The sequence below is a fragment of the Ralstonia soli genome (assembly GCF_023955655.1).
Lineage (GTDB): Bacteria > Pseudomonadota > Gammaproteobacteria > Burkholderiales > Burkholderiaceae > Ralstonia > Ralstonia soli.
Genome location: NZ_JAMXHT010000005.1, coordinates 557627 through 580691, shown reverse-complemented (window position 1 = coordinate 580691; position 23065 = coordinate 557627). Strand labels below are relative to the sequence as shown.

Below are 23065 nucleotides of genomic sequence, written 5' to 3'. Positions count from 1 at the left end.
CCCTAGATCGACTTCGCCAGCTTGGACAACGCCAGCGCGCCGATGACCTCCAACCCGAACGCCGCCATCATCAGCGTCTTGCCAAACGGGTCGTGCCACATCGACATCACGTACTTCGGGTTGGACATGATGATCAGCCCACCCACCACCACCGGCAACAACCCAAGAATCCATGCGGACAGCCGGGTCTCGGCCGACAGTGCCAGCAGTTCACTCTGGGCCTGCTGGCGATCCCGCATGAAGGCGGCGGTGCGCTCCATCACAATGTCGGCCCGCCCGCCATACCGCAGCGACAACCTGAGCACGGACGCCACCAGGATCAGCTCGTTCACACGGTATTGCTGCCCGACGGCCAGCACCGCCGCGTCCAAGTCCTTGCCTGCGCGCTGTATCTGCGCAGTGGCCAACAGGCAATTGCGCAGCGGCGGTTCGGTATTGGCGCTGGCTGCCTGGAACGCTGCAGGCACCGCGCTGCCGATGGTCATCAGCCGCACCACGCCATCCAGGAACCCAGGTAGCTGCCGCAGCAGGCGCTCGTTGATGCGGCGGGTCCGGTTCCAGAACAGGAAGACGCCGACCACCACATACAGCCCCACCGCAACCACGGCCGGGAACAACCCCGACACTGCCCATGCCAGCAGCGCGATCAGCACGAGGGGCGCAATCGCCCACGTATAGAAGCGGCGGCCGGGCTCGATGTCCGCACGACGCAGCGCATCGTTCCACGCGCGGGTGATGGTGTGAGGAGCGCTCGCGGGCACGGCCTCTACATTGGACTGGTAGCGTGCGTTGATCTGGTCCGTCTGCGCGCGCACGAACGAGCGCGAAGCCTCCCGCTCGCGGCGGCGCACGGCCTCCGACCACAGCATCAGCGCGCCGCCGAGCAGCAGCAGCGCCAGGCAGCCGAGCCAGAGCGCTGCACTAGACATGGAACCGGCCTCCGCCGCCGAATCCGCCACCCATGCCTGCGCCCATACCGCCACCCATGCCGCCTTCCAACCCGGCGTTGCGCATGCGTGCCAGCTTGGGTGAATGCGGTTGCAGGCCGAGTGCCGTCCAGCGATCCATCTCCTCGCCGTCGGGCCCGATATAGGGCTCGTAGCGATACAGCTCCTGCGTCGAGATGATGTTGTCGCCCATGCCGGTGATTTCCGTGACCGACAGGATGCGCCGCTTGCCGTTGGACAGCCGCCCGATCTGCACGATGAAATCGATCGCGTTGGTGATCTGCCGGCGCAGGCTCACTTCGCTGCCCTGGAAGCCCGCAAAACCCGCCAGCATTTCCAGCCGGTACAGGCATTCGCGCGGGCTGCTCGCATGGATGGTGCCCATCGAGCCATCATGGCCGGTGCCCATGGCCTGCAGCATTTCGAGCACCTCACCGCCACGCACTTCGCCCACGATGATGCGATCTGGCCGCATACGCAGGCTGTTGCGCAGCAGGTCGCGGATGGTGACCACGCCGGAGCCCTCGAAGCCGCCCGGGCGGCTCTCCAGGCGCACCACGTGCGGATGGTTGAGCGACAGCTCGGCCGTGTCTTCAATGGTGATGACGCGCTCGGTGATTGGAATGTGATACGCCATCGCATTGAGCAGCGACGTCTTGCCCGAGCTCGTGCCGCCGCTCACCAGGATGTTGCAGCGCGCCTGCACGGCCGCATGCAGCAGCGCACCGATCTCCTCGTTCATGGTGCCGAGGTTGAGCAGGTCTTCGGGCTTGAGCGGGTCCTTGCGGAACTTGCGGATCGACACCACCGGCCCTTCCAGGGCCAGCGGCGGAATGACCACGTTGATGCGGCCGCCATCGGGCAGGCGCGCATCGACCATCGGGTTCGATTCATCCAGCCGGCGGCCGATCGGCGCGAGGATACGGCGCACAATGCGCAGCAGGTGGTTGCCGTCGGAAAAGCGCACCGGAATGCGCTCCAGCATGCCGTGCCGCGACACATACACATCCAGATGCCCGTTGACCAGGATGTCTTCCACCGCCGGGTCGCCCAGCAGATCTTCGAGCGGGCCGAAACCGGCCAGCTCCTTGGTCAGGGCCTCGGCAATCTGCCGCACTTCCGTTTCGTTGACGGGAATGCGGCGCATGCGCGTAAAGCCTTCGACCTCCAGATCGACAAAGCGCTGGATGGCCGTGCGCGACCAGCGGCCAAACTCGGCGCCCAGCTCTTCGATGCGCGTGAGCAGGTGTTCGTGCGCGGCTTCCTTGATGTCGTGGAAGGCCTGCGAGACGGCGAACGCACCGTTGCTGCCCGCATCCGCCTGGTTGGAGAACTCGATGGGTTGTGTCATGTCGCGTTCCGTTCGGTAGTACCGAGGTCAAGCTCGGCTGCGTCTGCCGATTTACGTTTGAGGCGTGCGGCGAATCGCCCACCGAAGCGCGCACGCGCATCCGCCAGCCAGGTCGATACACCCGAGGCACGCTCACCAAGCTGGGCGTAACGCAGCGTCTGAGCAATCTGCGCCAGTGCGCGCACGTAGGGCTCGGTCGGGTGGGTCTCCGCCAGCATCGCGCCCTGGTTGGAGGCCACCACCAGTGCCTGGCGGCGGTTCGGTACCGTCATGACCGATGCAATCTCCAACCGTTCGGCAATCTGCGCTGCGTCCAGCGACAAGCGCGTGTCGAACTTCGAGATAACCAGGTGCAGGTGGTCGCGGTCGATCTCGCGCTTCTTCAGTTCCTGCATCAGCTCGGCAGCCGAGACGATGGCCCCCACGCTTTGCTCCGTCACGAGCATCACGTCGTCAGCGGCCTTGACCAGCTGGGCAATGAAGTCGATGTTGCTGAAGCCGCCCAGGTCCACCACCTGCAGATCGAAGAAGGTCCGCAGCCGGTTGAGCAGACCCAGCGCCTCGGAGAACGAAATGTCGCGCATCTCCGCCAACGAGATCGGCAACGGCAGCACCGCCAGCCCGTTGGCGTGGCGCGACAGCGCGGTCTGCACGAACACCTGGTCGAAGCGGCGCAGGTTGCGCACGGCTTCCACAAAATGGAAGTTGGCCTGCACGTTCATGTACAGCGCACCATCGCGCAGCGGCTGACCGAGATCCAGCAACATGACGTCGCTGGCAGACGTGCGGCGCACCAGCGTCGCCAGGTTCGTGGCGAACGTGGTGGCGCCCACGCCCGGGCGCGCCCCCAGGACGGCCAGCACACGGCCACGGCGCGTCGGCTCGGTCGAGGCGCGCTCGGCCAGCAGGCGGCGCACCACGCGCACGGCTTCGGCAGGAGCACCGTCCACATCCACGAAGTCCTGCACGCCGGCACGCAGCGCAGCCAGCATCGCGCGGCCGTCTCCGGCCGAGCCCACCGCAACCAGCGGCAACCCGGGAAACAGCCGCGAGAGCTCTGCGATCAACTGCGTGGCCTCGCCGATGGCGTCGGTGTGCTCGCCCAGCTTTTGGTCATGATCGGGCACGTCGATCAACGTGGGCGACGATGCGAAGTGCACGAACACCACCTCGGGGTGCACCGCGCCGATCTGTTCGATGAAGGCATCGTGGCCGGCGGCTTGTGCCACCAGCACCCCCAGCTCACGGATCGCACCCGCCAGCCAGCGGTGTACCGCGGCCGACTGCGCATCGCCGTGCCCGCTGCTGTGTAAAAGAAAGTAGTCCATGCCCGCCCTCCGCCTTACCGCGAGAAGCCCGGCATGGCAGCCGGATCGGCAACGCCCAGCGCAAATGGTTGCCACACCGGTGCATCCGGCCGATCGAGGTCCCGTCCGTTGGCCTGTCCCGGCAGCATCTTGTCGATCGGCGCGTTGCGCGCCATCGGCCTGACCAGGTGCGGCGTGACGATGATCACCAGCTCTCGCTCGTCCTGGTTGTAGTTCAGCTGCTTGAAGAACGTCCCGATGATCGGCAGATCGCCCAGGAAGGGCACCTTGCTGAGGTTGGACTGTGTGGAGCGGCTGACCAGCCCGCCGATGATGAAGCTTTCACCGTCCCCCAACTCGACGGTGGTATCGGCGCGGCGCGTGACGATGGCCGGCACGGTTGCACCGTTGAGCGTGATACCGCGGCTGAAGTCCAGATCGCTCGCCTCCGGGGCGACTTTCAGGGCGATGCGGTTTTCGGACAGGATGGTGGGCGACACCGTCAGCCCGATCCCGAACGGCTTGTACTCGATCGTGGTCGTGCCCAACGCCTGCGGTACGGGGATCGGGATCTCGCCCCCGGCCAGGAAGTTGGCGCTCTGGCCTGACAGCGCGACAAGGCTGGGCTCCGCCAGCACGCGCGCCAAACCGTTCGACTGCATCAGGCCGAGCGTGGCGCCCAGGTTCCAGTGCGCCCAGCTGTGGTTCCAGTTGGCCAGGAGGCTGAACGCTGCGCTCACCGGATTGCCCGTGCCGCCAGAGGAAATGCCGCCAGTGGTGCGTCCAAACGTAAAGCCCGAATTCAACGAGAAGCCGACCTCCTTGAGCACCGTCTTGCTGAACTCCACCACGCGCACGTCAACCTGTACCGTGCCCGGTATCCCCAGGGTCGTGGTGTCGACCACGTTGCCGCCCTTGGGTTTTTCCGCGCCCGTGGCAGCACCGCCCGCACGGCGCGCACGCGCCAGAGCGTAGACATCCTTGGGCTGGCCGGATACCACTGCGGTATCGCCTTGCACGTTGACCGCCGGGTCACCAGGGATGGGCACCCCGGCATCCACCTGCACGTTGTAGGTGATGGCCGTCCCGCCTTGCGCCCACACCATGACGCTGGCCGCCCCCGGCTTCTTGGCGATGATCAGCAGGCTGTTGGCGGTGCCACGCCCCTTCAGGAGCAGTGCATCCGCAATCTCCGGGTTGCCGATGGCGATCCGCTCGAGCGGCTTGCCCAAGCGGATCTCGCGCTGGCTACCGGTCAGCATATGCAGTGTCTGCCCGGTCGGCGCCGTTTCGGCAAACGCCGTCGATACGAAGGCCGCAGATCCGAGGGTCGCCAGTGCACACGCGCCCATCCAACCGCCCACCCAGCCACGATTCACGGCGGCATCAGTCATGTTGCTCCTCACGTTTACCTGCGCGGATGATCTCGACACCACTGCCGGCGTTGCTGCTGTATCCGGCGCTGCGTGCGGCTGTGGGCAGGGGCAAAGGCAAAGGCACCGGTTGCGTGTGCGACGCGGGGCGACGCCGTTCGTCTGAATTGCCGGTCAGGCTGCTGAGCGACACACCCGCCTGCGCCACATCCATCGGATTACGGTTGGCGGTAGCTAGCAGGGCTGCGTCCTGTGGCTTGACGGTCGGTTCGGCCTCGTCGGCGGGGTTGCGCAACGCCAGCAGCAGGCGGCCCGATTGATGCGCCATCGCCAACCGGCTGACGGCCTCCACCGGCACCGAAAGCACGGCTGTGCGGGCCGGCTCCGCCTTGCGTGACACGCCGCCGTCCTGCGCCTTCTGCGGGCTCTCGCTCACCGCCACCGCGCCGAAAGCCAGCACGCGCAGATGCGGCAACAGCAATTTGGCCTGGCTGCCATCGACCTCCTGGCCGTCCTTGCGCATGACCAGGAAAACGTCAACGTAGTCGCCCGGCTGCACCCGGTTGCCCACGCCAATCACCTCGTCCACCATGACAGCCACAGCGCGCTGGCCGGGGACAACCTGCAGCGCCAGGCCCGACGACAGTTGCGAGCCGATGAGGGGGACGCCAACGCCAAGCGCCACGATCGGCTCGCGGCCAAGCACCTTGCCCACATCGGAAAACCCATCGTCCGGGTTGATTGGCAACATCTCGACGGCCACGGCATCGGCACCGATCGGCTTGCCTGCTTCCAGCGCCTTGGTCGTCACGACCACGGGATACAGCGTCTTGCCGTTTTCACGCACCGCGACAGGCGCAGCCGGCTTGTGCGCGGTGCGCCAAGCGATCGCACCCAGGATGGCGGCAAGCAGCAGCAACGCAGCGGCGAACATCTGGAGGTGTTTGCTGGTCATCTGGACGGTCTATCCATGCATTCAACAAGAAGAGCCAACGGGTCGAGACGCATCACGACCCCTGCACGAGCTGCACGACGGCCGAACCCGTCAGCGTGTCCGGCACCGGCAGCAGCGGAATGGCAGGCAGAAACGGACTGGAACCCGTGGTGACCGGCAGCGTGAGTACCACGCTCAGGCACTGCATGCCGGTCATGCTCGGGCATGTCACCAGTGGCGTACCACTCTGGTTTGTGGTGACCTGGGAACTGATGAAGGACGGCAGCGTGGCACTGGCGGCCGTAAAAGCGGCGGCCACACGCTGCGTATTGGACGGTTGATAGCGCAGTGCGGCTCGGGCGCCCTCTTCAGCGGCCAGCGTCAATGCCTGCTGCACGGCGAAAATCAGCCCGTAGTAGGTGATGCCGAGCATCATCAGCAACAGCACCGGCAACGCCACCGCAAATTCAACGGATGCCGCACCTCCGCGGCTGCGCCCTTGACTGAGGAGGCACGACCTGCCCCCGTGCGTCAAGCGACGCACACTGTCCCGTTCTAATGCCGGCATAGCCGACTCCTTCCATTTAAGGCCCGAACAGTCCGCTTAAGCGGATCTTGTCGTCCACTGCGGCGCTTACGCGCCCCAGTACTACATGCCCGGCAGCCAAGGCACGCGCATCTCGGATGGCACCCACTGCAGGCACAACAGACCCACCGCCATGTACGCCGCATAAGGAATGCCGCGCCGTCCGACTTCTGTTGTCTGCCAGCGCGCCAGACCCGGCACTACGCGCATGACCATCCAGGCAGCCGGTTCAGACGCGTCCATCCGGCGCAGCAGCATGATCGCCAGCGCATGGACCCCGGACAGCAGGCTGGCGACCAGCCAGACCGCTATCAGGCCATGCCAGCCCGCCAGCATGCCCGCCACCGTGAAGAACTTGACGTCGCCCGCGCCCATCCAACCCATGGCATAGAGCGGCAGGAAGCTCGCAAACGCAATCGCCCCGCCCAGCAAGACGTCACGCCAGTCGTAAGCCAGTGCCCAGATCGGCCCGCATGTCACGAGCACGACAGACAGCACCAGCCCAGCGGCGACGAGCCAGTTAGGCACGCGCCGCGAGCGAAAGTCGTATGTGATGGTGATGAGTGCGAGTAGCGCTACGCTCGTCCAGCCAATGATTTCTGTTTGGCTAATCAAGGCGGTTCAGGGGCACGTGCCAGCCTTGATGCCGTTACAGATGGCCTTGAAGTTGGTCTCGATCAGGCCGCCAAGTTGACCAACAGTCGTCACGATGACGGCAGCGATCAACCCGGCAATCAGCCCGTACTCGATGGCCGTAGCGCCTTGTTCGTCGCGAAGGAACTTCAGAATGGCGTTTTTCATGCTCTCTCTCCTGTTTGCACTCGCCCGCGGATGTTGTTGATATCGACCAGCCTGCGGCGCTCCAGTCGCGGCCAGTTCATGTGTGTAATAACGGATAAAACGCCTGGGGATTTAGAGCGATGACGCGAGCGAAAGAAAAATCTTCGCTGCTTTCATGATCGTTCCGCCAACGAAACGAAGATGACCGCATCAGACGCTCCTGGTCCCACAGAAACGTCCAATGACCACCACACGCCCAACCCCGTGAACCTATTTTTCTGGGATGTCACGTATGTCACGTAACACCCCGTAACGGTTTTATAGGCGTGCGGCGCCGCAAACAAAATAACTCAGTTGAGGTACTTGCACTCAATTAGAGTGAATTCTCTATTTAATTTTTCTGAAATCGTTCCAACCCTCTGAAAGCTAATGGAAATCCCTTAATGATGACCAGATTAAACTCATTTTAGGACGGGCTTTCCATTAATCAGAGGGGTTCTCTCGAACGCTCCCCATCTCTGTCTAGACAAAAAAAGGATGCGCGAGCGACGGGAACACGCCCGCGCACCTTCAAGAGCACAGACAGGTACTGCTCAGTGCGCCAGGCTGCCCACGCCGCCCAGCAAGTTCGTAACAGGGGCCAGCGGATTGCCGCCCGATGCCCCGCCGGTCGCGCCGCCCAGCAGATTTGTCACAGGTGCCAAGGGGTTGCTGCCACCAGTTGCACCACCCAGCGCGCCGGTCACGGGGGCCAACGGGTTAGAGCCCCCGCCAGCACCACCCACGCCGCCCAGCAAGCCGCCCAGAGGGTTGCTGCCGGACGAGCCGCCCGTCGTGGCAACGCCGCCAAGGGCCGCTACGGTCGTCCCGACCGACGTCACCACGGGGCCAAGGTTCGACACCACCGGCACACCCGTCCCGGTGATGGTGTTGCCGGCACCGGCCACGCCACCGCCAATCGTGCCCAGTAGCGAGTTGAACGGGGCGCCCAGGCCGGTCATGTCGCCACCGGATTGCGTCCCATTAGTAATCTGCGTCGTCACGGGCACGATGGCCGTGCTCAGCTGCTGCGTCACCTGTTGAACCGCGCCCGAAGACAACGCACTACCCAGCATCGTGCCGCCACCGATCAGCGCTTGGCCGACCTGCTGCACACCACCACCCACCGGCTGGGTAATCGGCGCCAGCGGCGCGCCCGAGCCTTGTCCCAGACCTTGCACCAGCGAACCGGCGCTCACCGTTGCTTGGCCCAGGTCGGTCACAACGTTGCCCGTACTGGCCACGGTCGTGCCGATCGGGTTGGGGTTCTTGCCCATCTTGCCCAGACCAGTCTGGACGCCCAGGCCCAGATCGCTGACAGCCTTGCCTGTGTTATCGACCGTACCGCCGAGGCCAGCCTTGGCTTGGTCGGACAGGCCCGGAATATTCGCGTTCTGCAGCGTGGCGCCCAAGCTGCTGACCGCCTGGCCCGTGGCCACAACCGTGTTGCCGCCGCCGTTGGCCACCTTGCCGATGGGCGTCACGCCCGTCGTATCGCTCGGGCTGGGGTTATTGGGCGAGCTTCCCGAGCCCGAACCTCCCGAAGAACAAGCCGCCAGCATGAGCGCGGCAACAGCGCAGGCCAGTGGCGCAACGCGAATGGAGTGGCGAATCTGAGTCATGGTTCGTCCTTTTTTGGAATGATGTGTCCTGATGTCTGAGCTCGGAACTGCGTACTGCGACCCACATTCTGCAAATGCCATGCCAGGGACATTAGAACCAATACTCAAATCATCAGGACCGGCACGGGGGTTGGGTCCGCGGGCAACACATCCGGCATTACCCTAATCCGAAAGGTGTGCGTTAACCCTCCCAAATCCATGTTCCGAGCGTTACGACGTAACGTGACACGGAACACATTGAAAACCGACATAACCCCCTCATTAGGGGGATATTTTGATCATTTCTACATATTTCGATGCCGAATATATCGCATTGTGATAATAAATTACGCATCGCGTAATAATGTTGCCATGGCACACCGTTTGCAGAGTCCGGCCACCCCAGATCGACATTGGGACATTTTCCAGCTCAAAAAAGCGGACTTTTAAAACGGGAGATCCACCATGAACAAGAACATCAAGTGCCTGGCGGCAACCATGGCAAGCCTGCTGGTGCTGGGCGGTTGCGCCAGTTCCGGCTCGGGCGACATGGGCGGCTCGCTGGGCGGCTCAAACGGCGGCAGTTCGAACAACAACGGTGGCGGGTCAACGCCAACGCCCTCGCCCGCACCGTCGCCGTCGCCTTCCCCCTCTCCTTCACCGTCGCCCTCTCCTTCGCCGTCGCCGTCCCCCTCGCCGGCTCCGGCCCCCGCCCCTCTGACGCCGACCGGCGCGGTATTCAATAAGGCCAGCGACATTGTCAAAGCCGCCGGCTCGACCGTGAGCGGCCTCGGCTCGACCATCGCCACCGCGCCCTTGCCCTCGCAACTGAGCGGCGTGCAAAGCGGTCTGGGTGGTGTCGTGGAAAACGCAGGCGCCACGGTCTCGGCGCTGGGTACGGGCGTGCAGGATGGACTGGGCAGCATCGGCCGCAATCCGAACCCAGTCGGCACGACGGTCTCGAGCCTGGGTAACGTGGTGACGGGGGCCGGCAATACGGTCACGAGCGCCGGCACGCTGGTCAACAACCTGGGTACCGGCCAACTGGCGCCGCTGGCCCCCGTGACGACGCCGCTGGCCGGCGTGGTGACGCAAGTCGGCCAGGCGGTGGCCAACGGTGGCGGCACGCTGGGCACGGCCCTGTCGACCGGACCGGTCGAGCAGCTCACGCAGCAACTGAGCACGGCCATCGTGCCGCTGACGTCGCAGATCACCAGCGGCACGCAAACGCTGGGCGCGGCTTCCGGCCTGGGCTCGCCGGTGAACACGCTGCTGGGCACGCTTGGCGGCGCAGTGGCGCAAGGCGGTACCACGCTCACCGCGGCCAATGTTCCGGTCGTCAGCGGCCTGGGCGGCGTGGTGACGGCAACGGGTAACACGGTGGCAGCGCTGGGTGGCGTCGTGTATTCGCCGACAGCATCGGGGGGCAATCCGCTCGCGCCGATCACGGGTCTGCTGGGCGGCTTGGGCGGTGGCACTGGCGGCGGCAGCCCGCTCGCGCCCATCACCGGCGCCCTCGGCGGCTTGGGTGGCGGCACCGGCGGCGGCCCGTTGGCGCCGATCACCAACGCGTTGGGCGGCTTGGGCGGTGGCACGGGTGGCAGCCCATTGGCGCCCATCACGAACGCGTTGGGCGGTCTGACCAGTGGCGCAGGCGGCAACCCGCTGGGCTCGCTCACGGGCGCATTGGGTAGCGTGGGTGGCGCCACGGGCGGCGGCAGCTCGCTCGCGCCGGTCACCGGCGCGCTCGGTGGCCTGGGTGGCACGGCTGGCGGCACGAGCAATCCACTTGGGCCCGTCAGCGCTGTCACGGCGCCGGTCGGTACCGTGGTCAACACGGTGGGCACCACCCTGACGTCGACAGGCGGGACCACGCCGCTGTCGCCGGTCACCAGTGTCGTGGGCGGCCTGCTCGGTACGGTTGGCACCGCGCTGGGCGGCACGCATCGCTAACCCACCTGGGCAGGCGGACCAGCTACCACGCTGGTCCGCCGCTGTCGCGTTTCAAACGCATCGATGCCGCGTAATGCGGCATCGTCATTGGGATTGCAGACATCCCCCTACGCCGCGCCCCTGTCTACGTGGGCCGTTGCGTCGGGTGAACGCTCCCTCTATGTGTCTTGTTGTAAAGCACCATGTCTCGCGGTTATCGTTTGATGCAGCGCGCGGCTACACAGCTTCGCGACATCACAAACGAATATCACGGAGGAGACAGGCGTGCGGACCACCACCATGCGGTTGGCCCTGGCCACAGGCGTTGCACTGACCGGCCCGGCATTGAGCTGGGCCCAGAGCAGCCCCACCCAGGGCAACCCGATCGACACGTTGCCCAAGGTCGATACCTCCCGCCCGCCCCAGCAGAAGATCCAGGTGGAAGTCCAACGGCCGAACCCGGCCCTGGAGAACCTGCTCGCCACGCACCTCACGCCCACCAAGTTCCAGATCGAAGGCGTGAAGACGCTGCCGTTTCCCGAGATCGCCGCGCATTTCGCGCCGCTGGCCGGGCACGACATCACCGTCGCGCAACTGCTGCAGACGGCGAACGACGTGACCAAGCTGTATGCCGATCGCGGCTTTCCCCTTTCATTTGCCTTTGTTCCCGCACAAACGTTTGAAGGCGGTGTGGTGCGCGTCACGGTGGTGGAAGGCTATGTCGCGCGCATGCGCATCGAGGGCACACCGGGGCCGCTGGAGAAACGCCTGCGCGAGATCTCGCAACGCATGATGGATGAGCGTCCGCTGCGCAAGGAGACCTTCGAGCGCGTGACGGGCGTGCTCGCGCAGCAGCCCGGCGTGCAGATCACCGCGACTGTGCAGCCGCCCACCACCACCGATGGCGCAAGCGAACTGGTCCTCAACGTCAAGCGCCAACCGTACACCATCGGCACTGGCGTCGAATACCGCTCCCCGGGTGTGCGCGCCATCATCACGGGCACGCTCAACAGCGTGACGCCGCTTGGCGAGCAGATCACCGTGTCGACGCTGCAGCCGCGCGGGCCCGAACACGAGACGTTCTACTCGGCCACCTGGGCCCAGCCGATCGGCACGGATGGGCTGCTGGCCAAGCTGTCGTGGTCACACTATCGCGGCATGCCCGAGAACCTGCCGCTCGAACAACTGGGCTACCAATCGCGCTACCTGACCGATACGCAACGGCTGGGGCTGTCGCTAAGCTATCCGGTGCTGTTGTCGAATACGCGCAACCTGACGGTGACGGGCACCTTCTACGGCAACGACGACAAGCAGCGCTACACACCGCAGGACACCGCACTCGCGCAGACCGAGCTCGATACCAAGGTGCGCGTTGCGGGCGCCGAAGTGCTGTATACCGAAGTCAATCCGGGGGAGACACGGCGCGCGTCGCTCGGTTTGTATCAGGGCATCAATAGCCTCGGTGCCGGCAAGGCTGCTTCTGCCAATGCCAACAACAACGTCGACCTGAGCTTTCTGCGCACGCGCATCACCGCAAGCGAGGCGCACGACCTGCCCTTCGGCTTTGGCATGGTGGTGTCCGCCGGCGCGCAATACAGCGGCGCGAAGCTGCCCTCGTCCGAGCAGATCAGCTTTGGCGGGCGCTTCTTCGGCCTCGCGTATCCGGCCGGCGAAGTGGCCGGCGACCGCGGCTGGGGCGCGTCGTTCGAACTCAATCGGCTCTTTACAGTGTCGATGGACTACCTGAAGACCGTGCAGCCCTATGTGCTGTACGACACGGCCAAGGTGTATTCCAACGCAGACACACTGGTCCATGACCAGTTGGGTTCGATCGCGCTGGGCGTGCGCTTCTCCGATCGCAAGTACTACACGCTGGATCTGGCCATCGCGCGCCCGGTGGGCGACAAACCGATCAATTCGAGCTCGCGCAGCCTGCGATTCACAGCGGCCTACACCTATCAGTTCAACTGAGGCGGAACTGCACGCGCCCGATCGTGAACATGTGCAGGAGTTTTTTATATTTTTTATTATTTCAGCGCTGAAAGTCGCCCATACTCCCCTCTTAGGGGGGGGATACAGTGCCACAGGAATTTGGGAGCATGAAACGCGGAACGTTAAGTTTTTCCAAAGCGTTGCCGATTACCAAAGAAGTCGCGCAGAAGAACAACAATCACCACAGCGACCGCGGCATCACGCCGCAACATCGACAGCACGGGGCGCAACCCTTGACTGTCGCAATACGCACCGGGGGCCATCATGCTGCAACGTCTATCGGATGACGCAGAGTTCCATCGACTCGTCGATACCATCTACGAGGCGGTACTCGAGCCTGCGCAAATGCCGATCGCGCTGGCCCTGCTCTCTGTCTACGCAGGCGCCGAAAGCGCCCACTATTTCGTCTGGGACAAGCACACCGATACGCCGCGCCATGGCGCTTCTTCGGGCTGGTGCCAGCACTGCCCGCAACCGGGCCACTGCAATGCCTTCTGCAAGGACCCGGAGTTGCTCAGCGCCGAGCACCTCGAAGCGGCCCCCGCCGACGCCGTCACGCTCATCGACACGCCCGACATGCGGGTCACGATGCAGCTGCGCACCGGCGATGGCGCATCAGAAGTCAACGCCGCCGAACGCGAGGCACGCCTGCAGCGTGTGCTGCCGCACCTGCAGCGCGCTGCGCGCATGCAGCAGCGCAATCTGGAGTTGAACGAACTCGCCGCGCTCGGCATGGCTGGGCTGGACACGCTCGACTTTGGCGTGATGGTGATCGAGCGCACGATGCGCGTGAAGTATGCCAATGCGTGGGCCCGCACAATGGCCACAGAAGACGACCGGTTGTCACTCGATGACGGCATGTTGCGCTCCGCAGACCATACACACGACGGCGCCCTGCGCAATCTGATCGAACACGCAACGGGCTCGATGGGCGTGCAAGGCGCGGCCGGCTCGTGGATGTATCTGGCGCGTGATGGGCGACCAGTGCCGTTCATTGCCACGCCGCTTGCGCCTTCCGACGCCATGCGCTCTGCATGGGCCACCCCCTTGGCGCTGGTGTTGGTCGGCAACTCCGAAGCGCGCTCGGTCATGGACGCCGGTGTACTGGCCTCGCTATTCGGGCTGACCAACAAGGAGTGCATCGTCGCCGCGCGGCTGGCTGCCGGCGAAACGCTGCAGGAGATCGCCGAGCGCGAATTCCTCTCGCTGCATACGGTGCGCGTCCATATCCGCGACATCCTGCGCAAGACCGGCACGCACCGCCAGTCCGAGCTGGTGCGGCTGCTGCATCTGCTGCCCAGCGTCGACCTGGAGCGCGCCGGTGCCGCCACACCAGCGACGCGTCGGCGTGGTCGCTTGAACGCATAACTTCCGGCGCCATCACTTCCGACGCCCAATGGCGGGCGTCCGGCCATCCGCGTATACCCGCGGGTCACCTTCTGCCGTTTTTTGCCGATGCATCAAGACAGGCGTGGCGCCGCCATGCTCGCTTGATGTGGCATGGCCACGGCCAAGAATCCCACCACATCCTGTGAATAGCGCGCAACAAACGCTCTTTTTCGCGGCCTGAAACGGTGGGCTTTTGCGCTATCCTCGCCGCAAAACTCAAACTAGGCGCGGTTGTAGATCGGGGAGACCGCGCCGGATGCGCTCGCATGCATAACGATTTCCATATCGCGCTGCTGCTGTTTGCGTGGGTCAGCACTGGCTTGACCACGTTTGCTGCACTGGACGCTGCGACACGTCTGCCGGGGGGCTCGACGGTCGCAAAACGCCGTAACTGGCGCATCGCCTGCGCGGCGATTCTCGGCATTGGGTTGTGGTCGGGGCTCTGGCTTGGCCAGCTTGGCTTGCATCGGCAGGTGGGCACACCCGTCTCTGCGCCCATCACGGCAACACTGATGACTGCGCTGGCCGCGTCGCTGGCGGCATTCTCCATGGTGCTGCCACACACATCGCCGGCCAGCGGCGCGCAAACACCGCAGCGACGCAACATCGCCATGGGCGCCGTGGCGCTCGGCATCGGGCTGATGGCGATGGAGCTGTATCTGGCGCGTCCGTGGGCCCAGGCCAACGCACTGCCATTGCGCGGCGCCCTGCTCGGCTGGGGCGGCAGCACGCTCGCGCTCGGCGCAGGGGTTTGCCTGGCGATGAGCATGGCATTCCATGCGCCACCGACACTTCGCCGCTCCGCAGTCGGCGTGCGCGCACGTGCCGCGGCAGTGCTGGCAACGACCACCGTGCTTTCGCTTGTCTTGTGGCCGTCAACGGCCGCCTGGCCTGCCGACGAATCCACGATGCATATCGTGCCCGTCATCATGCTGAGCGCCGGTGGCGTGCTCCTGGCGCTGGGTCTGCACGCCATGCTGATCATGCTGGAGACCCGCGTCGATTCGGCACATGCGCATCTGGCCGCATCGCTGGCGCGCGTGACCAGCCAGATGCCCGCACCCCAACACCACGACGCGCTCACCGGCCTGCCCAACCGCCTGCACCTGCGTGAAGCGCTGGAGGCCGCAATCCTCTCGTCCACGCGCCGCGGGCGCCCGTTCGCGCTGTTCTACCTGGATCTCGACAACTTCGGCCAGATCAACGACCAGCACGGCCGCAACGCCGGCGATCGCGTGCTGCAGATCATTGCTGAGCGACTGCGCCAAGCCATCCGCGGCGAAGACACCGTGGCGCGCCTGGGTGGCGATGAGTTCGGCATCCTCGTCGAAGGCCTGGCGCTACCCGAGGCCGCCGCCACCATCGGCGACAAGCTGCTGTTCCGCCTGCGCGAATCCGTGGAGGTGAATGGCCGCCGCCTGCGCGCGACAGCAAGCATCGGCGTGGTCGTTCATCCGCACAACGGTGCGACGGCCGACGCGCTGCTCGAGCATGCCGACACCGCCATGTTCGATTGCAAGCAGTCCACCGGCAATGCCTACCGCTTCTTCGAGCCGCGCCTGAACACTACGGCGCACCGTGTGCTCCAGATTCAGCGCGCGCTCTCGCATGCCGCGCTCAATGGGCAGTTGTCGGTGTACTACCAGCCGAAGTTCGACGCGCGCACGCAGGCCATGACGGGCGCGGAGGCATTGCTGCGGTGGAATCACCCGGAACTCGGGCCCGTGTCGCCGGCGGAGTTCATCCCGTTGGCCGAGCGCACCGGCACCATCGTCGAGCTGGGCGATTGGGTGGTCGAGGAAGTCTGCCGCCAGATCATGCAATGGGACGCCCTCGGCATGGTGCCGCAACGCATTGCCGTCAACTTGTCGCCGCGGCAGTTCCAGCAGCCCGATCTTGTGCAACGCCTGTCGCAGATCCTGCATCGCTACCAGGTGTCGGCGCACCGGTTGATGTTCGAGATCACCGAGACTGCCGCCATGCGCGATGCCGGTCAGAGCATTGCGACGATCCGCCAGATCCAGTCGCTCGGTTTTGAAGTGGCCATCGACGATTTCGGCACCGGTTATTCCAGCCTCAGTTATCTGCAGCGCTTTCGCGCTCAGCAGATCAAGATCGATCGCGCGTTTGTCTCCGCGCTCGACGATAACCCGGCCGAAGCGGCGGCCATCATTCGCGCCGTCTGCGCGATGGCACATTCGCTCGATATGACCGTGGTGGCTGAAGGTGTAGAAACCGAGGCACAAATGGAGGCCCTGGTGAATCTGCAATGCGATCAGGTGCAAGGCTACCTGCTGGCACGCCCCCTGCCCGCTACGGATTTTCAACGCCTACTCGGATTCGAGTACGCTTGAAACCCCAGTGTGAAAATGCGCCATTTTGAGGCATGAAATATTTTCCTTTCAGGAACCTTTCAACCCTGGAACGGATAAATATGAGCTGAGTCGCCACGCGCTTTCCTAAGCAATGAAGCAATCACATAAAAAGAAGAAATGTGTACAGATTGTGTCAGCCCTGGTGCGCCACATCGATTGCCGTAGAACACAACCGCCTTTGATTTGCTTCATATGTTCACGACTGCACCACATTGCGTAAACGCCCACGTGAAGCGGGTTTGTGCAAAGTACATCGGCACAAGAAATCCGCATGTTGACACAAGGTCTTAACGAAATTCATTTCTCACCTGCAGACTCGTTATAATGCCGTGGGCTACGGGGAGCGTGCCCATTGTTTCAATTGCAATGTTGAGGAATCCATAATGCCGACTTACAAGGAAATCGTTCAGAAGATCTCTGAACTACAACGCCAGGCCGATGAACTCCGGGCGAATGAGCAGGCGACGGTGATCGCTGAAATCAAGCAGAAGATCGTGGAATACGGCCTGACCGCCGATGACCTCGGTTTTGGCGCCAAGGGTGCCGTAGCCTCGAAGAAGGCCGGCCGCAAGGTGCCCGTGCGCTACCGCGACAACAACGGCAATACCTGGACGGGCCGTGGCAAACGTCCGGGCTGGCTGGTCAAGGAGTTGTCGTCGGGCCGCAAGATGGAGGATTTTCTGATCGCCTGACCTGCGCTTTTTTGCGCAACCATCCGAGCCCGCACAAAGAGGCGCGCCGGAAACCACACAAGAAAGAGGCCGGCAAATTCGCCGGCCTTTTTCTTTGCTCCTCAGCGGCGCGTTTTGGGCGCCATGCCATTACACCTGGAAGCGCCCCACCGCCGACCGCAGCAATTGCGCCTGCTCTTCCAGCGATAGCGCCGCCGCGGCCGCCTGCTCCACGAGTGCGGCGTTCTGCTGCGTCGCCTCGTCCATCTGGTTGACGGCCTGGTTGACTTGCTCGATGCCGCTGCTCTGCTCGTCCGATGCCGCGGAAATCTCACCCATGATGTCCGTCACGCGCTTGACGGCCGTCACCACTTCCCCGATCACCACACCAGCCTCTTCCACCAGGGCGGAGCCATTCTGCACGCGGCCCACCGAATCGCCGATCAGCTCCTTGATCTCCTTGGCCGCACTGGCCGAGCGCTGGGCCAGGCTGCGCACCTCACCGGCCACCACGGCAAAGCCACGCCCCTGCTCGCCGGCGCGCGCGGCCTCCACGGCGGCGTTCAGCGCCAGGATGTTGGTTTGGAAAGCGATGCCTTCGATCACGCCGATGATGTCAGCGATCTTCTTGCTGCTCTCGTTGATGCCCGACATGGTCTCGACCACGCGTCCCACCACCTCGCCGCCCTTGACCGCGATGTCCGAGGCGTTGACCGCCAGTGTGCTGGCCTGGCGTGCGTTGTCGGCGTTCTGCTTCACGATGGAGGTCAGCTCTTCCATGCTCGACGCGGTTTCTTCCAGCGACGACGCCTGCTGCTCCGTGCGCTGCGACAGGTCGGCATTACCGGCCGCGATCTGCTTGGTGGCACTGGCGATGGAGTCGGCCGAGCTTTTGATGTTGCCGATGGTGCCCGTCAGCTCGCGCTGCATCTGCGCCATGGCGAAGAGCATGCTGTCCCGGTCGCCCGAACGGGTCTGCACTTGCACGGCCAGATCACCGGCGGCGATGCGGCCGGCAATGCTGGCGGCGTAGGCCGGCTCGCCACCCAACTGGCGTTGGAGGCTGCGCGTGACCGCCACCACCACCGCCGTCATCAGCAAGCCGATGCCGAACAGCAGAGCCAACGCCTTGATCAACGAAGCGCGGAATGCGGTGGCGATGTCATCCATGTAAGTGCCCGTGACCAGGCACCAATCCCACGGCTGGTAATACAGCACGTAGCTCTTCTTCGGCTGCGGTGCTTCGGCGCCTGGCTTGGGCCACAGATAATCGACGAAGCCGCCGCCGTTCTTGCCCACGCGGGAGATTTCCTCAAACAGGTGCGTCCCGGCCGGATCCGTAAAGCCCGACATGTCCTTGCCGTTCATTTCCGGCTTGATCGGGTGCATCACCATGACCGAATTGGTCTGGTTGATGCTGAAGTAGCCATCCTTGCCGTAGCGCATCGTCTTGATGCGCGCGAGCGACTGGGCGCGGGCCTCGTCGGCGGTGAGCTTGCCTTCCTGCGCCATCTGGCCGTAATCCTTGATGACGCTGAACGCGGCTTCACTGATGTTCTGCAAGTCGCGCTGGCGCTCTTCCAGGCGCAGGGTGCGGGTCTCCCAGGCGCTCCATACCGTGATCAACAGCAGACACAGCCAACTCAGGACGAGCGGCAGCCACAGCTTCTGACGAAGCGTGAGTCGATTCATCTTCCATCCTCCAAGCGTTTCTTTTGTCTGCGGACGCATACGGCCCGCAGCGCTCCCCGGCGCGATTGCACGCGCTCTGCTTGAGCTATCGGGTACGCATGAAGAAAACTTGATTAGGGCAAATACCCAAGTTCACCCAGGTGGAGGAAGCGGCCTCAACGCAACGCGTCAGGATTGATGCTGGGCAGGGTGGCCCCCGTGATCGCAGGGTCCGATGTCGATGCGGGTGGCGCCGCGATGGCCCGAACAGCGGAATCGGCGGAATGGTCTGCAGGCGACCAGGATTCCCACAGCCCGTGGCGCGCAAACGCCTGCTGCGCGCCCGGCACCTGGGCCGCTGTTTCCAGGTTTGGTGCGGTGAAATCGGGTGAGGCGGTTGTTGCGGCCGCTTCAACGTGCGATCCGGCCATGCGCATGGCGCGCCCGCCGGCATCCCGCCATGCCACACCGTGCGCAACGATCTGGCGATAGCCGCCGTTCTTGTGCCGCATGCGGAATTCCGCCGCGTATGCCGGCGTGCTGCCATCGACGTGCGCCTGGATGCGATTGAGCACCATCGGCAGATCGTCGGGGTGCACCAGGCGCAGATATTCGCTGGTGCTGGGCCCGATCTCCTTGAGCGCGTAGCCGAGCATGGCGGCAAAGCGCGGCGAAAACTGTGCCGCGCGGGTGATCAGGTCAAACTCCCACAAGCCGACGTCGGCACCGTCGAGCAACAGTTGGTGGCGTGTCGTCAGTTCGGCTTCGCGCTGGCGGTAGCTCTGCTCCAGATCATTGAGCGCCTGCATGGTTTCCTTGCGCAGGCGGATCTCCCGGCCGGCAATGGCAGCGGCGGTGTCGCCCAGCGTGCGGTCTCGGTAGCCCAGCAGGAAAACGGCAAGCACTGCCGCAGCCGCGCCCATGACGAGCAGCACAGTCAGCCACGCCGGTGCGCTGGCAGACGACGCCGAAAACGCACCCGCCAATGACGCCGCACACACCGCATCCACCGTCAGCGCGACCCCGAACAGCGTGCTCACGAACAAGCTGACGACGGGCCGGCGCACAGCCACACCGTTGGCACCCGATCGGGCCGAGAGCGCAAACCGCAGCGCCGCCGCACAGCCCGCGGCCGACAGCACCAGCACGATACCGAGCAGCCCGGCATCCTCCCAGGCGGCACCGCCAAAGCCCGTCACCCCGGCGAGCAGCAACACCGCCACCGGGCCGCTGACGCTGAGCAGTACACCCAGCAACACGGCACGCACGGCGCCGGCACGCGCGCCCAGCACGCACCACAACGCGGCGACGGCCAGGCTCCAGCAGAACGACGCCAGCATCGTCGGCAGCAAGTACGCATCTTCGAGCGACGGCCAGCGCGCGAGCAGCGGCAGCAGCGGTACGACCCACAGCGCTATCGCGGCAAACAGCGCCAACACGAGCAGCGGCAGGCGCGCGCGCGAGGCGGCCGCGCTGCGCAGGTCGTCCAGCAGGCGCAACAACAGGCTACCCGCGCCGCATGCCACGACGAATGGCAGCACCGCAGGCAGCAACGTGCGCGCCAGCGTGTTGATCAGGTGGGCGGCAAACGCCTCATCCACGACCGAGCGTCTCCTGTTGGTTCAAACCATGGCAACGTCTGGCAGCCGTGATTCAGCTCCGGCTCTGGAAACCGTCCGGATTCATGCTTTGCCAGCGCCACGAGTCTTCGCACATGCGCTCGATGCCGTATTGCGCGCGCCAGCCCAGCAGCGATGCGGCAAGCGCCGGATCGGCATAGCACGCGGCAATGTCACCGGGGCGGCGATCGACGATCTGATACGGCACAGGCTTGCCGCTGACGCGCTTGTACGCCTCCACGACTTCCAGCACGGAATACCCGCGCCCCGTGCCGAGGTTGACGGTAAAGCCGCGGCCATCGCGGCGCAGGGTGTCGAGCGCCGACAGATGCCCGCGCGCCAGGTCCACCACGTGGATGTAGTCCCGCACGCCGGTGCCGTCGGGGGTGGGCCAATCACCGCCATAGACCGACAGCTTCTCGCGCTTGCCCACTGCCACCTGGGCGACGTACGGCATCAGGTTGTTGGGAATGCCGCGCGGGTCTTCGCCGATCAGGCCGCTGATATGCGCGCCCACCGGATTGAAATACCGCAGATAAGCGATCTGCCAGGCGGGGTTGGAAATCTCCAGGTCGCGCAGCACCTGTTCGCCCATCAACTTGGTCTGACCATACGGGTTGGTGGCCGACAGCGGAAACGACTCGGTGATCGGCACCGTATGCGGGTTGCCGTACACCGTTGCCGACGAGCTGAAGACGAACTGGCGCACGTTGGCATGTGCCATGGCCGCGCACAGCGTCACCAGCCCGCCGATGTTGTTGTCGTAGTACGCCAGCGGCTTCTGCACCGATTCACCCACCGACTTGAGCGCAGCAAAGTGGATGACCCCAGAGATGCGCGTGCTGGCAAACAGGTCGTCGAGCAGGCGGCGGTCACGCACATCGCCCTGGACGAACTTCGGCGTCTTGGCAGTGATCTGCTCGATACGCGAGAGCACAGCCGAGCTGCTGTTGCACAGGTTGTCGAGACCGATCACCTGATAACCCGCATCCAGCAGCTCAACCCAGGTGTGCGAGGCGATGTAGCCGGTGGCGCCGGTCAGCAGAATGGTTTCTGTCATGGGGTGCGAGGTATCGAGAAGAGAGAGATAGCGTGCCGGTTCGGGCCGGCATCGTCGTTCTACGCTGCGCCGGCATGGCCGACGGCGCGCGAGACAGCGCGATCATAGCAAAGGGCACGAACGGTTTGCGGGCGGTATACCGCCTGTTTTGCACAAAAAGCGGTACTACGCGCGGCCGTCCGGATGGGCTGCAGCCTGCCATTCGACATAGGTTGCACGCAACCGCCATGCCGAGGTCTGGTCACGCAGGCCCAGCGCGCTCCCCACTTCGGCGGGAGTCGCTCCGGCGTCGAACAGCGCGGCGGTATACCCGTTGCGTAGCGTTTGCGGCGACAGCCGTTCGCTGCGGTGCATCAATTCTGGCAGTGCCGTCAGCCAGGCCTCCACACGCCTGTACACCGAGGCAGCATGCATGACACGCCCGCCAGCGTCTGCCACAAAGACGCGCTCGCCCGGCACCTCAGCATGACCACGCACCGCCAGCCACGCAGCCAAGGCCGGCCGGGCCGCCTCCAGCATCGGCGCCTGGTACGACGGCCCGCGCGGCCGCTCGATCGTGATGGCCTCAAGCCCCGCATCCACCTGACGGAGCAGCAGCGCCTGCACCTGCGCCACCTTCAGCCCCGCCCCATGGCAGACCGCCACCAGGGCGCGGTCGCGCGCCAGCTTGAAGGCGCTGGCGTTGGCTGCCGCCCCGCCACTCGCCTCCACCTCCAGCGAGGCTTCAATGGCGGCACGCTCGGCCAATGAGAGGAACGTGGTCGGATCGTTCTCGCCTTCGGCCAGCTTCTGCTGCACAGCGGCGCTGGCCGGATTGTGCGTGCCCGTACGCAGCAGTTCGAGTTGATGGAAGACGCGCTCGATCAGGCGTGCATAGCGATAGCGGTGCAGCTTGGTGAGGCCCGACTCATCGAGGAAGGCGGCGATGTCGCCCGCGCTCCAATCGGCCAGCACACGGTGGTGCGACTCCGTCCAACGCAGCCATTTGCGCCACATCGCGCGGTACACCGTCGCTGACGATTCGCGATAACCGCGCGCCGCCAGCCAGTGCTCGAAGGCTTGCGCGGGTTGCTCGGCCCAGTCCTGCAGGCTGGGCTGAAACAGGTCGGGAACAGGCGTGGCAGGCGGCGTGAAAGCGGCAGACATGCAGAAAAGCGGGCGTAAGGAGCCGGGTGTTTGGCAATTCGCGTATCCTGCCGAGCGTAACACGCAGCTCATCTATCCCATTGCGGACCCCATCGTGAAGAAAACCGACCTCGAAAAACTCAAGGGCCTCAAGATCGCCAACAACCTCAAGCGCGACAGCCAACGCGCCGGCAAGCCCGGCCAGGGCGCCGGCAAGCCGATTCCGCAGAACAAATTGCTCAAGGCGCTGCTGGGCAAGCCCGCCGAAGACGACGCCAAGAAGTCCTGACGCGCCCCTCGCACATCTAGAGCC

The 23065-nt window shown here is 64.6% G+C and carries 20 protein-coding genes; 7 read left to right on the top strand and 13 right to left on the bottom strand.

Translation table 11 applies throughout. The annotated features are described in order from the left end of the window. Positions 1 to 2: 2 nt before the first annotated feature. From NG900_RS15755 to NG900_RS15715, 9 genes are all read right to left on the bottom strand, one after another. Positions 3 to 929: a type II secretion system F family protein gene (locus tag NG900_RS15755; protein WP_252682049.1), complete on the bottom strand. Its 927-nt coding sequence runs from the start codon at positions 927 to 929 to the stop codon at positions 3 to 5. Beyond that, complete coding sequence (locus tag NG900_RS15750; RefSeq protein WP_252682047.1) at positions 922 to 2298, bottom strand: TadA family conjugal transfer-associated ATPase; 1377 nt, start codon at positions 2296 to 2298, stop codon at positions 922 to 924. Before NG900_RS15750 ends, NG900_RS15755 begins: the two co-directional genes overlap by 8 nt. Next, on the bottom strand, positions 2295 to 3626 hold the full coding sequence (locus tag NG900_RS15745; RefSeq protein WP_252682045.1) for a CpaE/TadZ family protein: 1332 nt from the start codon (positions 3624 to 3626) through the stop codon (positions 2295 to 2297). The genes NG900_RS15750 and NG900_RS15745 overlap by 4 nt, the downstream gene beginning before the upstream one ends. 14 nt (positions 3627 to 3640) lie before the next feature. Then, the gene (locus NG900_RS15740; RefSeq protein ID WP_252682043.1) at positions 3641 to 4999 is read right to left on the bottom strand and encodes a type II and III secretion system protein family protein; all 1359 of its coding nucleotides are present in this window, start codon (positions 4997 to 4999) and stop codon (positions 3641 to 3643) included. Continuing rightward, positions 4992 to 5933: a Flp pilus assembly protein CpaB gene (gene cpaB / locus NG900_RS15735; protein WP_252682041.1), complete on the bottom strand. Its 942-nt coding sequence runs from the start codon at positions 5931 to 5933 to the stop codon at positions 4992 to 4994. Before cpaB ends, NG900_RS15740 begins: the two co-directional genes overlap by 8 nt. Positions 5934 to 5985: 52 nt before the next feature. Next, positions 5986 to 6480 (bottom strand): TadE/TadG family type IV pilus assembly protein, encoded by a 495-nt coding sequence (locus NG900_RS15730; RefSeq protein WP_289813816.1) that lies wholly within the window; start codon positions 6478 to 6480, stop codon positions 5986 to 5988. A gap of 81 nt (positions 6481 to 6561) precedes the next feature. Then, the gene (locus NG900_RS15725; protein WP_420804160.1) at positions 6562 to 7026 is read right to left on the bottom strand and encodes an A24 family peptidase; all 465 of its coding nucleotides are present in this window, start codon (positions 7024 to 7026) and stop codon (positions 6562 to 6564) included. A gap of 93 nt (positions 7027 to 7119) precedes the next feature. Beyond that, on the bottom strand, positions 7120 to 7299 hold the full coding sequence (locus NG900_RS15720; RefSeq protein ID WP_252682037.1) for a Flp family type IVb pilin: 180 nt from the start codon (positions 7297 to 7299) through the stop codon (positions 7120 to 7122). Between the two features lie 572 nt (positions 7300 to 7871). Continuing rightward, positions 7872 to 8939, bottom strand: a complete 1068-nt coding sequence (locus tag NG900_RS15715) for a collagen-like triple helix repeat-containing protein (protein ID WP_252682035.1) — start codon at positions 8937 to 8939, stop codon at positions 7872 to 7874. Positions 8940 to 9383: 444 nt separating this feature from the next. Between NG900_RS15715 and NG900_RS15710 the strand changes: the two genes are divergently transcribed. The 6 genes from NG900_RS15710 (at position 9384) to NG900_RS15685 (ending at position 17298) form a co-directional block, all read left to right on the top strand. Beyond that, the gene (locus NG900_RS15710; RefSeq protein WP_252682033.1) at positions 9384 to 10871 is read left to right on the top strand and encodes a collagen-like triple helix repeat-containing protein; all 1488 of its coding nucleotides are present in this window, start codon (positions 9384 to 9386) and stop codon (positions 10869 to 10871) included. A gap of 264 nt (positions 10872 to 11135) precedes the next feature. Continuing rightward, the gene (locus NG900_RS15705) at positions 11136 to 12821 is read left to right on the top strand and encodes a ShlB/FhaC/HecB family hemolysin secretion/activation protein (RefSeq protein WP_252682031.1); all 1686 of its coding nucleotides are present in this window, start codon (positions 11136 to 11138) and stop codon (positions 12819 to 12821) included. Positions 12822 to 12949: 128 nt separating this feature from the next. Beyond that, on the top strand, positions 12950 to 13129 hold the full coding sequence (locus tag NG900_RS15700) for a hypothetical protein (RefSeq protein ID WP_252682029.1): 180 nt from the start codon (positions 12950 to 12952) through the stop codon (positions 13127 to 13129). Next, complete coding sequence (locus NG900_RS15695; protein WP_252682026.1) at positions 13107 to 14210, top strand: helix-turn-helix transcriptional regulator; 1104 nt, start codon at positions 13107 to 13109, stop codon at positions 14208 to 14210. The genes NG900_RS15700 and NG900_RS15695 overlap by 23 nt, the downstream gene beginning before the upstream one ends. Positions 14211 to 14497: 287 nt before the next feature. Further along, on the top strand, positions 14498 to 16585 hold the full coding sequence (locus tag NG900_RS15690; RefSeq protein ID WP_252682024.1) for a putative bifunctional diguanylate cyclase/phosphodiesterase: 2088 nt from the start codon (positions 14498 to 14500) through the stop codon (positions 16583 to 16585). Positions 16586 to 16989: 404 nt separating this feature from the next. Next, positions 16990 to 17298: an H-NS histone family protein gene (locus NG900_RS15685; protein ID WP_252682022.1), complete on the top strand. Its 309-nt coding sequence runs from the start codon at positions 16990 to 16992 to the stop codon at positions 17296 to 17298. A gap of 129 nt (positions 17299 to 17427) precedes the next feature. Here the strand turns inward: NG900_RS15685 and NG900_RS15680 are convergent, their stop codons facing one another. The 4 genes from NG900_RS15680 to NG900_RS15665 all read right to left on the bottom strand — a co-directional run bounded on the left by NG900_RS15680 (position 17428) and on the right by NG900_RS15665 (position 22773). Beyond that, a complete protein-coding gene (locus tag NG900_RS15680; protein WP_252682020.1) occupies positions 17428 to 18969 on the bottom strand; it encodes a methyl-accepting chemotaxis protein in 1542 nt (513 codons plus the stop codon). A gap of 155 nt (positions 18970 to 19124) precedes the next feature. Next, entirely contained in the window at positions 19125 to 20549 is a 1425-nt protein-coding gene (locus tag NG900_RS15675; RefSeq protein WP_252682018.1) for a PAS domain-containing protein, read from the bottom strand. A 52-nt stretch (positions 20550 to 20601) separates the two neighbouring features. Beyond that, positions 20602 to 21627, bottom strand: a complete 1026-nt coding sequence (gene galE, locus NG900_RS15670) for a UDP-glucose 4-epimerase GalE (RefSeq protein WP_252682016.1) — start codon at positions 21625 to 21627, stop codon at positions 20602 to 20604. A gap of 165 nt (positions 21628 to 21792) precedes the next feature. After that, the gene (locus NG900_RS15665) at positions 21793 to 22773 is read right to left on the bottom strand and encodes a tyrosine-type recombinase/integrase (protein WP_252682014.1); all 981 of its coding nucleotides are present in this window, start codon (positions 22771 to 22773) and stop codon (positions 21793 to 21795) included. Between the two features lie 94 nt (positions 22774 to 22867). Here NG900_RS15665 and NG900_RS15660 point away from each other — a divergent pair, with 94 nt between their 5' ends. Continuing rightward, positions 22868 to 23041: a hypothetical protein gene (locus NG900_RS15660; protein WP_252682012.1), complete on the top strand. Its 174-nt coding sequence runs from the start codon at positions 22868 to 22870 to the stop codon at positions 23039 to 23041. Positions 23042 to 23065 lie beyond the last annotated feature (24 nt).

Excerpts from the sequence above, each read along its gene's own strand:
- galE (WP_252682016.1), bottom strand. The coding sequence starts at position 21,627 with ATGACAGAAACCATTCTGCTGACCGGCGCCACCGGCTACATCGCCTCG.
- NG900_RS15685 (WP_252682022.1), top strand. The coding sequence starts at position 16,990 with ATGCCGACTTACAAGGAAATCGTTCAGAAGATCTCTGAACTACAACGC.
- NG900_RS15750 (WP_252682047.1), bottom strand. The coding sequence starts at position 2,298 with ATGACACAACCCATCGAGTTCTCCAACCAGGCGGATGCGGGCAGCAAC.
- NG900_RS15755 (WP_252682049.1), bottom strand. The coding sequence starts at position 929 with ATGTCTAGTGCAGCGCTCTGGCTCGGCTGCCTGGCGCTGCTGCTGCTC.
- NG900_RS15665 (WP_252682014.1), bottom strand. The coding sequence starts at position 22,773 with ATGTCTGCCGCTTTCACGCCGCCTGCCACGCCTGTTCCCGACCTGTTT.
- NG900_RS15700 (WP_252682029.1), top strand. The coding sequence starts at position 12,950 with ATGAAACGCGGAACGTTAAGTTTTTCCAAAGCGTTGCCGATTACCAAA.
- cpaB (WP_252682041.1), bottom strand. The coding sequence starts at position 5,933 with ATGACCAGCAAACACCTCCAGATGTTCGCCGCTGCGTTGCTGCTGCTT.
- NG900_RS15740 (WP_252682043.1), bottom strand. The coding sequence starts at position 4,999 with ATGACTGATGCCGCCGTGAATCGTGGCTGGGTGGGCGGTTGGATGGGC.
- NG900_RS15715 (WP_252682035.1), bottom strand. The coding sequence starts at position 8,939 with ATGACTCAGATTCGCCACTCCATTCGCGTTGCGCCACTGGCCTGCGCT.
- NG900_RS15680 (WP_252682020.1), bottom strand. The coding sequence starts at position 18,969 with ATGAATCGACTCACGCTTCGTCAGAAGCTGTGGCTGCCGCTCGTCCTG.
- NG900_RS15710 (WP_252682033.1), top strand. The coding sequence starts at position 9,384 with ATGAACAAGAACATCAAGTGCCTGGCGGCAACCATGGCAAGCCTGCTG.
- NG900_RS15745 (WP_252682045.1), bottom strand. The coding sequence starts at position 3,626 with ATGGACTACTTTCTTTTACACAGCAGCGGGCACGGCGATGCGCAGTCG.
- NG900_RS15720 (WP_252682037.1), bottom strand. The coding sequence starts at position 7,299 with ATGAAAAACGCCATTCTGAAGTTCCTTCGCGACGAACAAGGCGCTACG.
- NG900_RS15690 (WP_252682024.1), top strand. The coding sequence starts at position 14,498 with ATGCATAACGATTTCCATATCGCGCTGCTGCTGTTTGCGTGGGTCAGC.
- NG900_RS15695 (WP_252682026.1), top strand. The coding sequence starts at position 13,107 with ATGCTGCAACGTCTATCGGATGACGCAGAGTTCCATCGACTCGTCGAT.
- NG900_RS15730 (WP_289813816.1), bottom strand. The coding sequence starts at position 6,480 with ATGCCGGCATTAGAACGGGACAGTGTGCGTCGCTTGACGCACGGGGGC.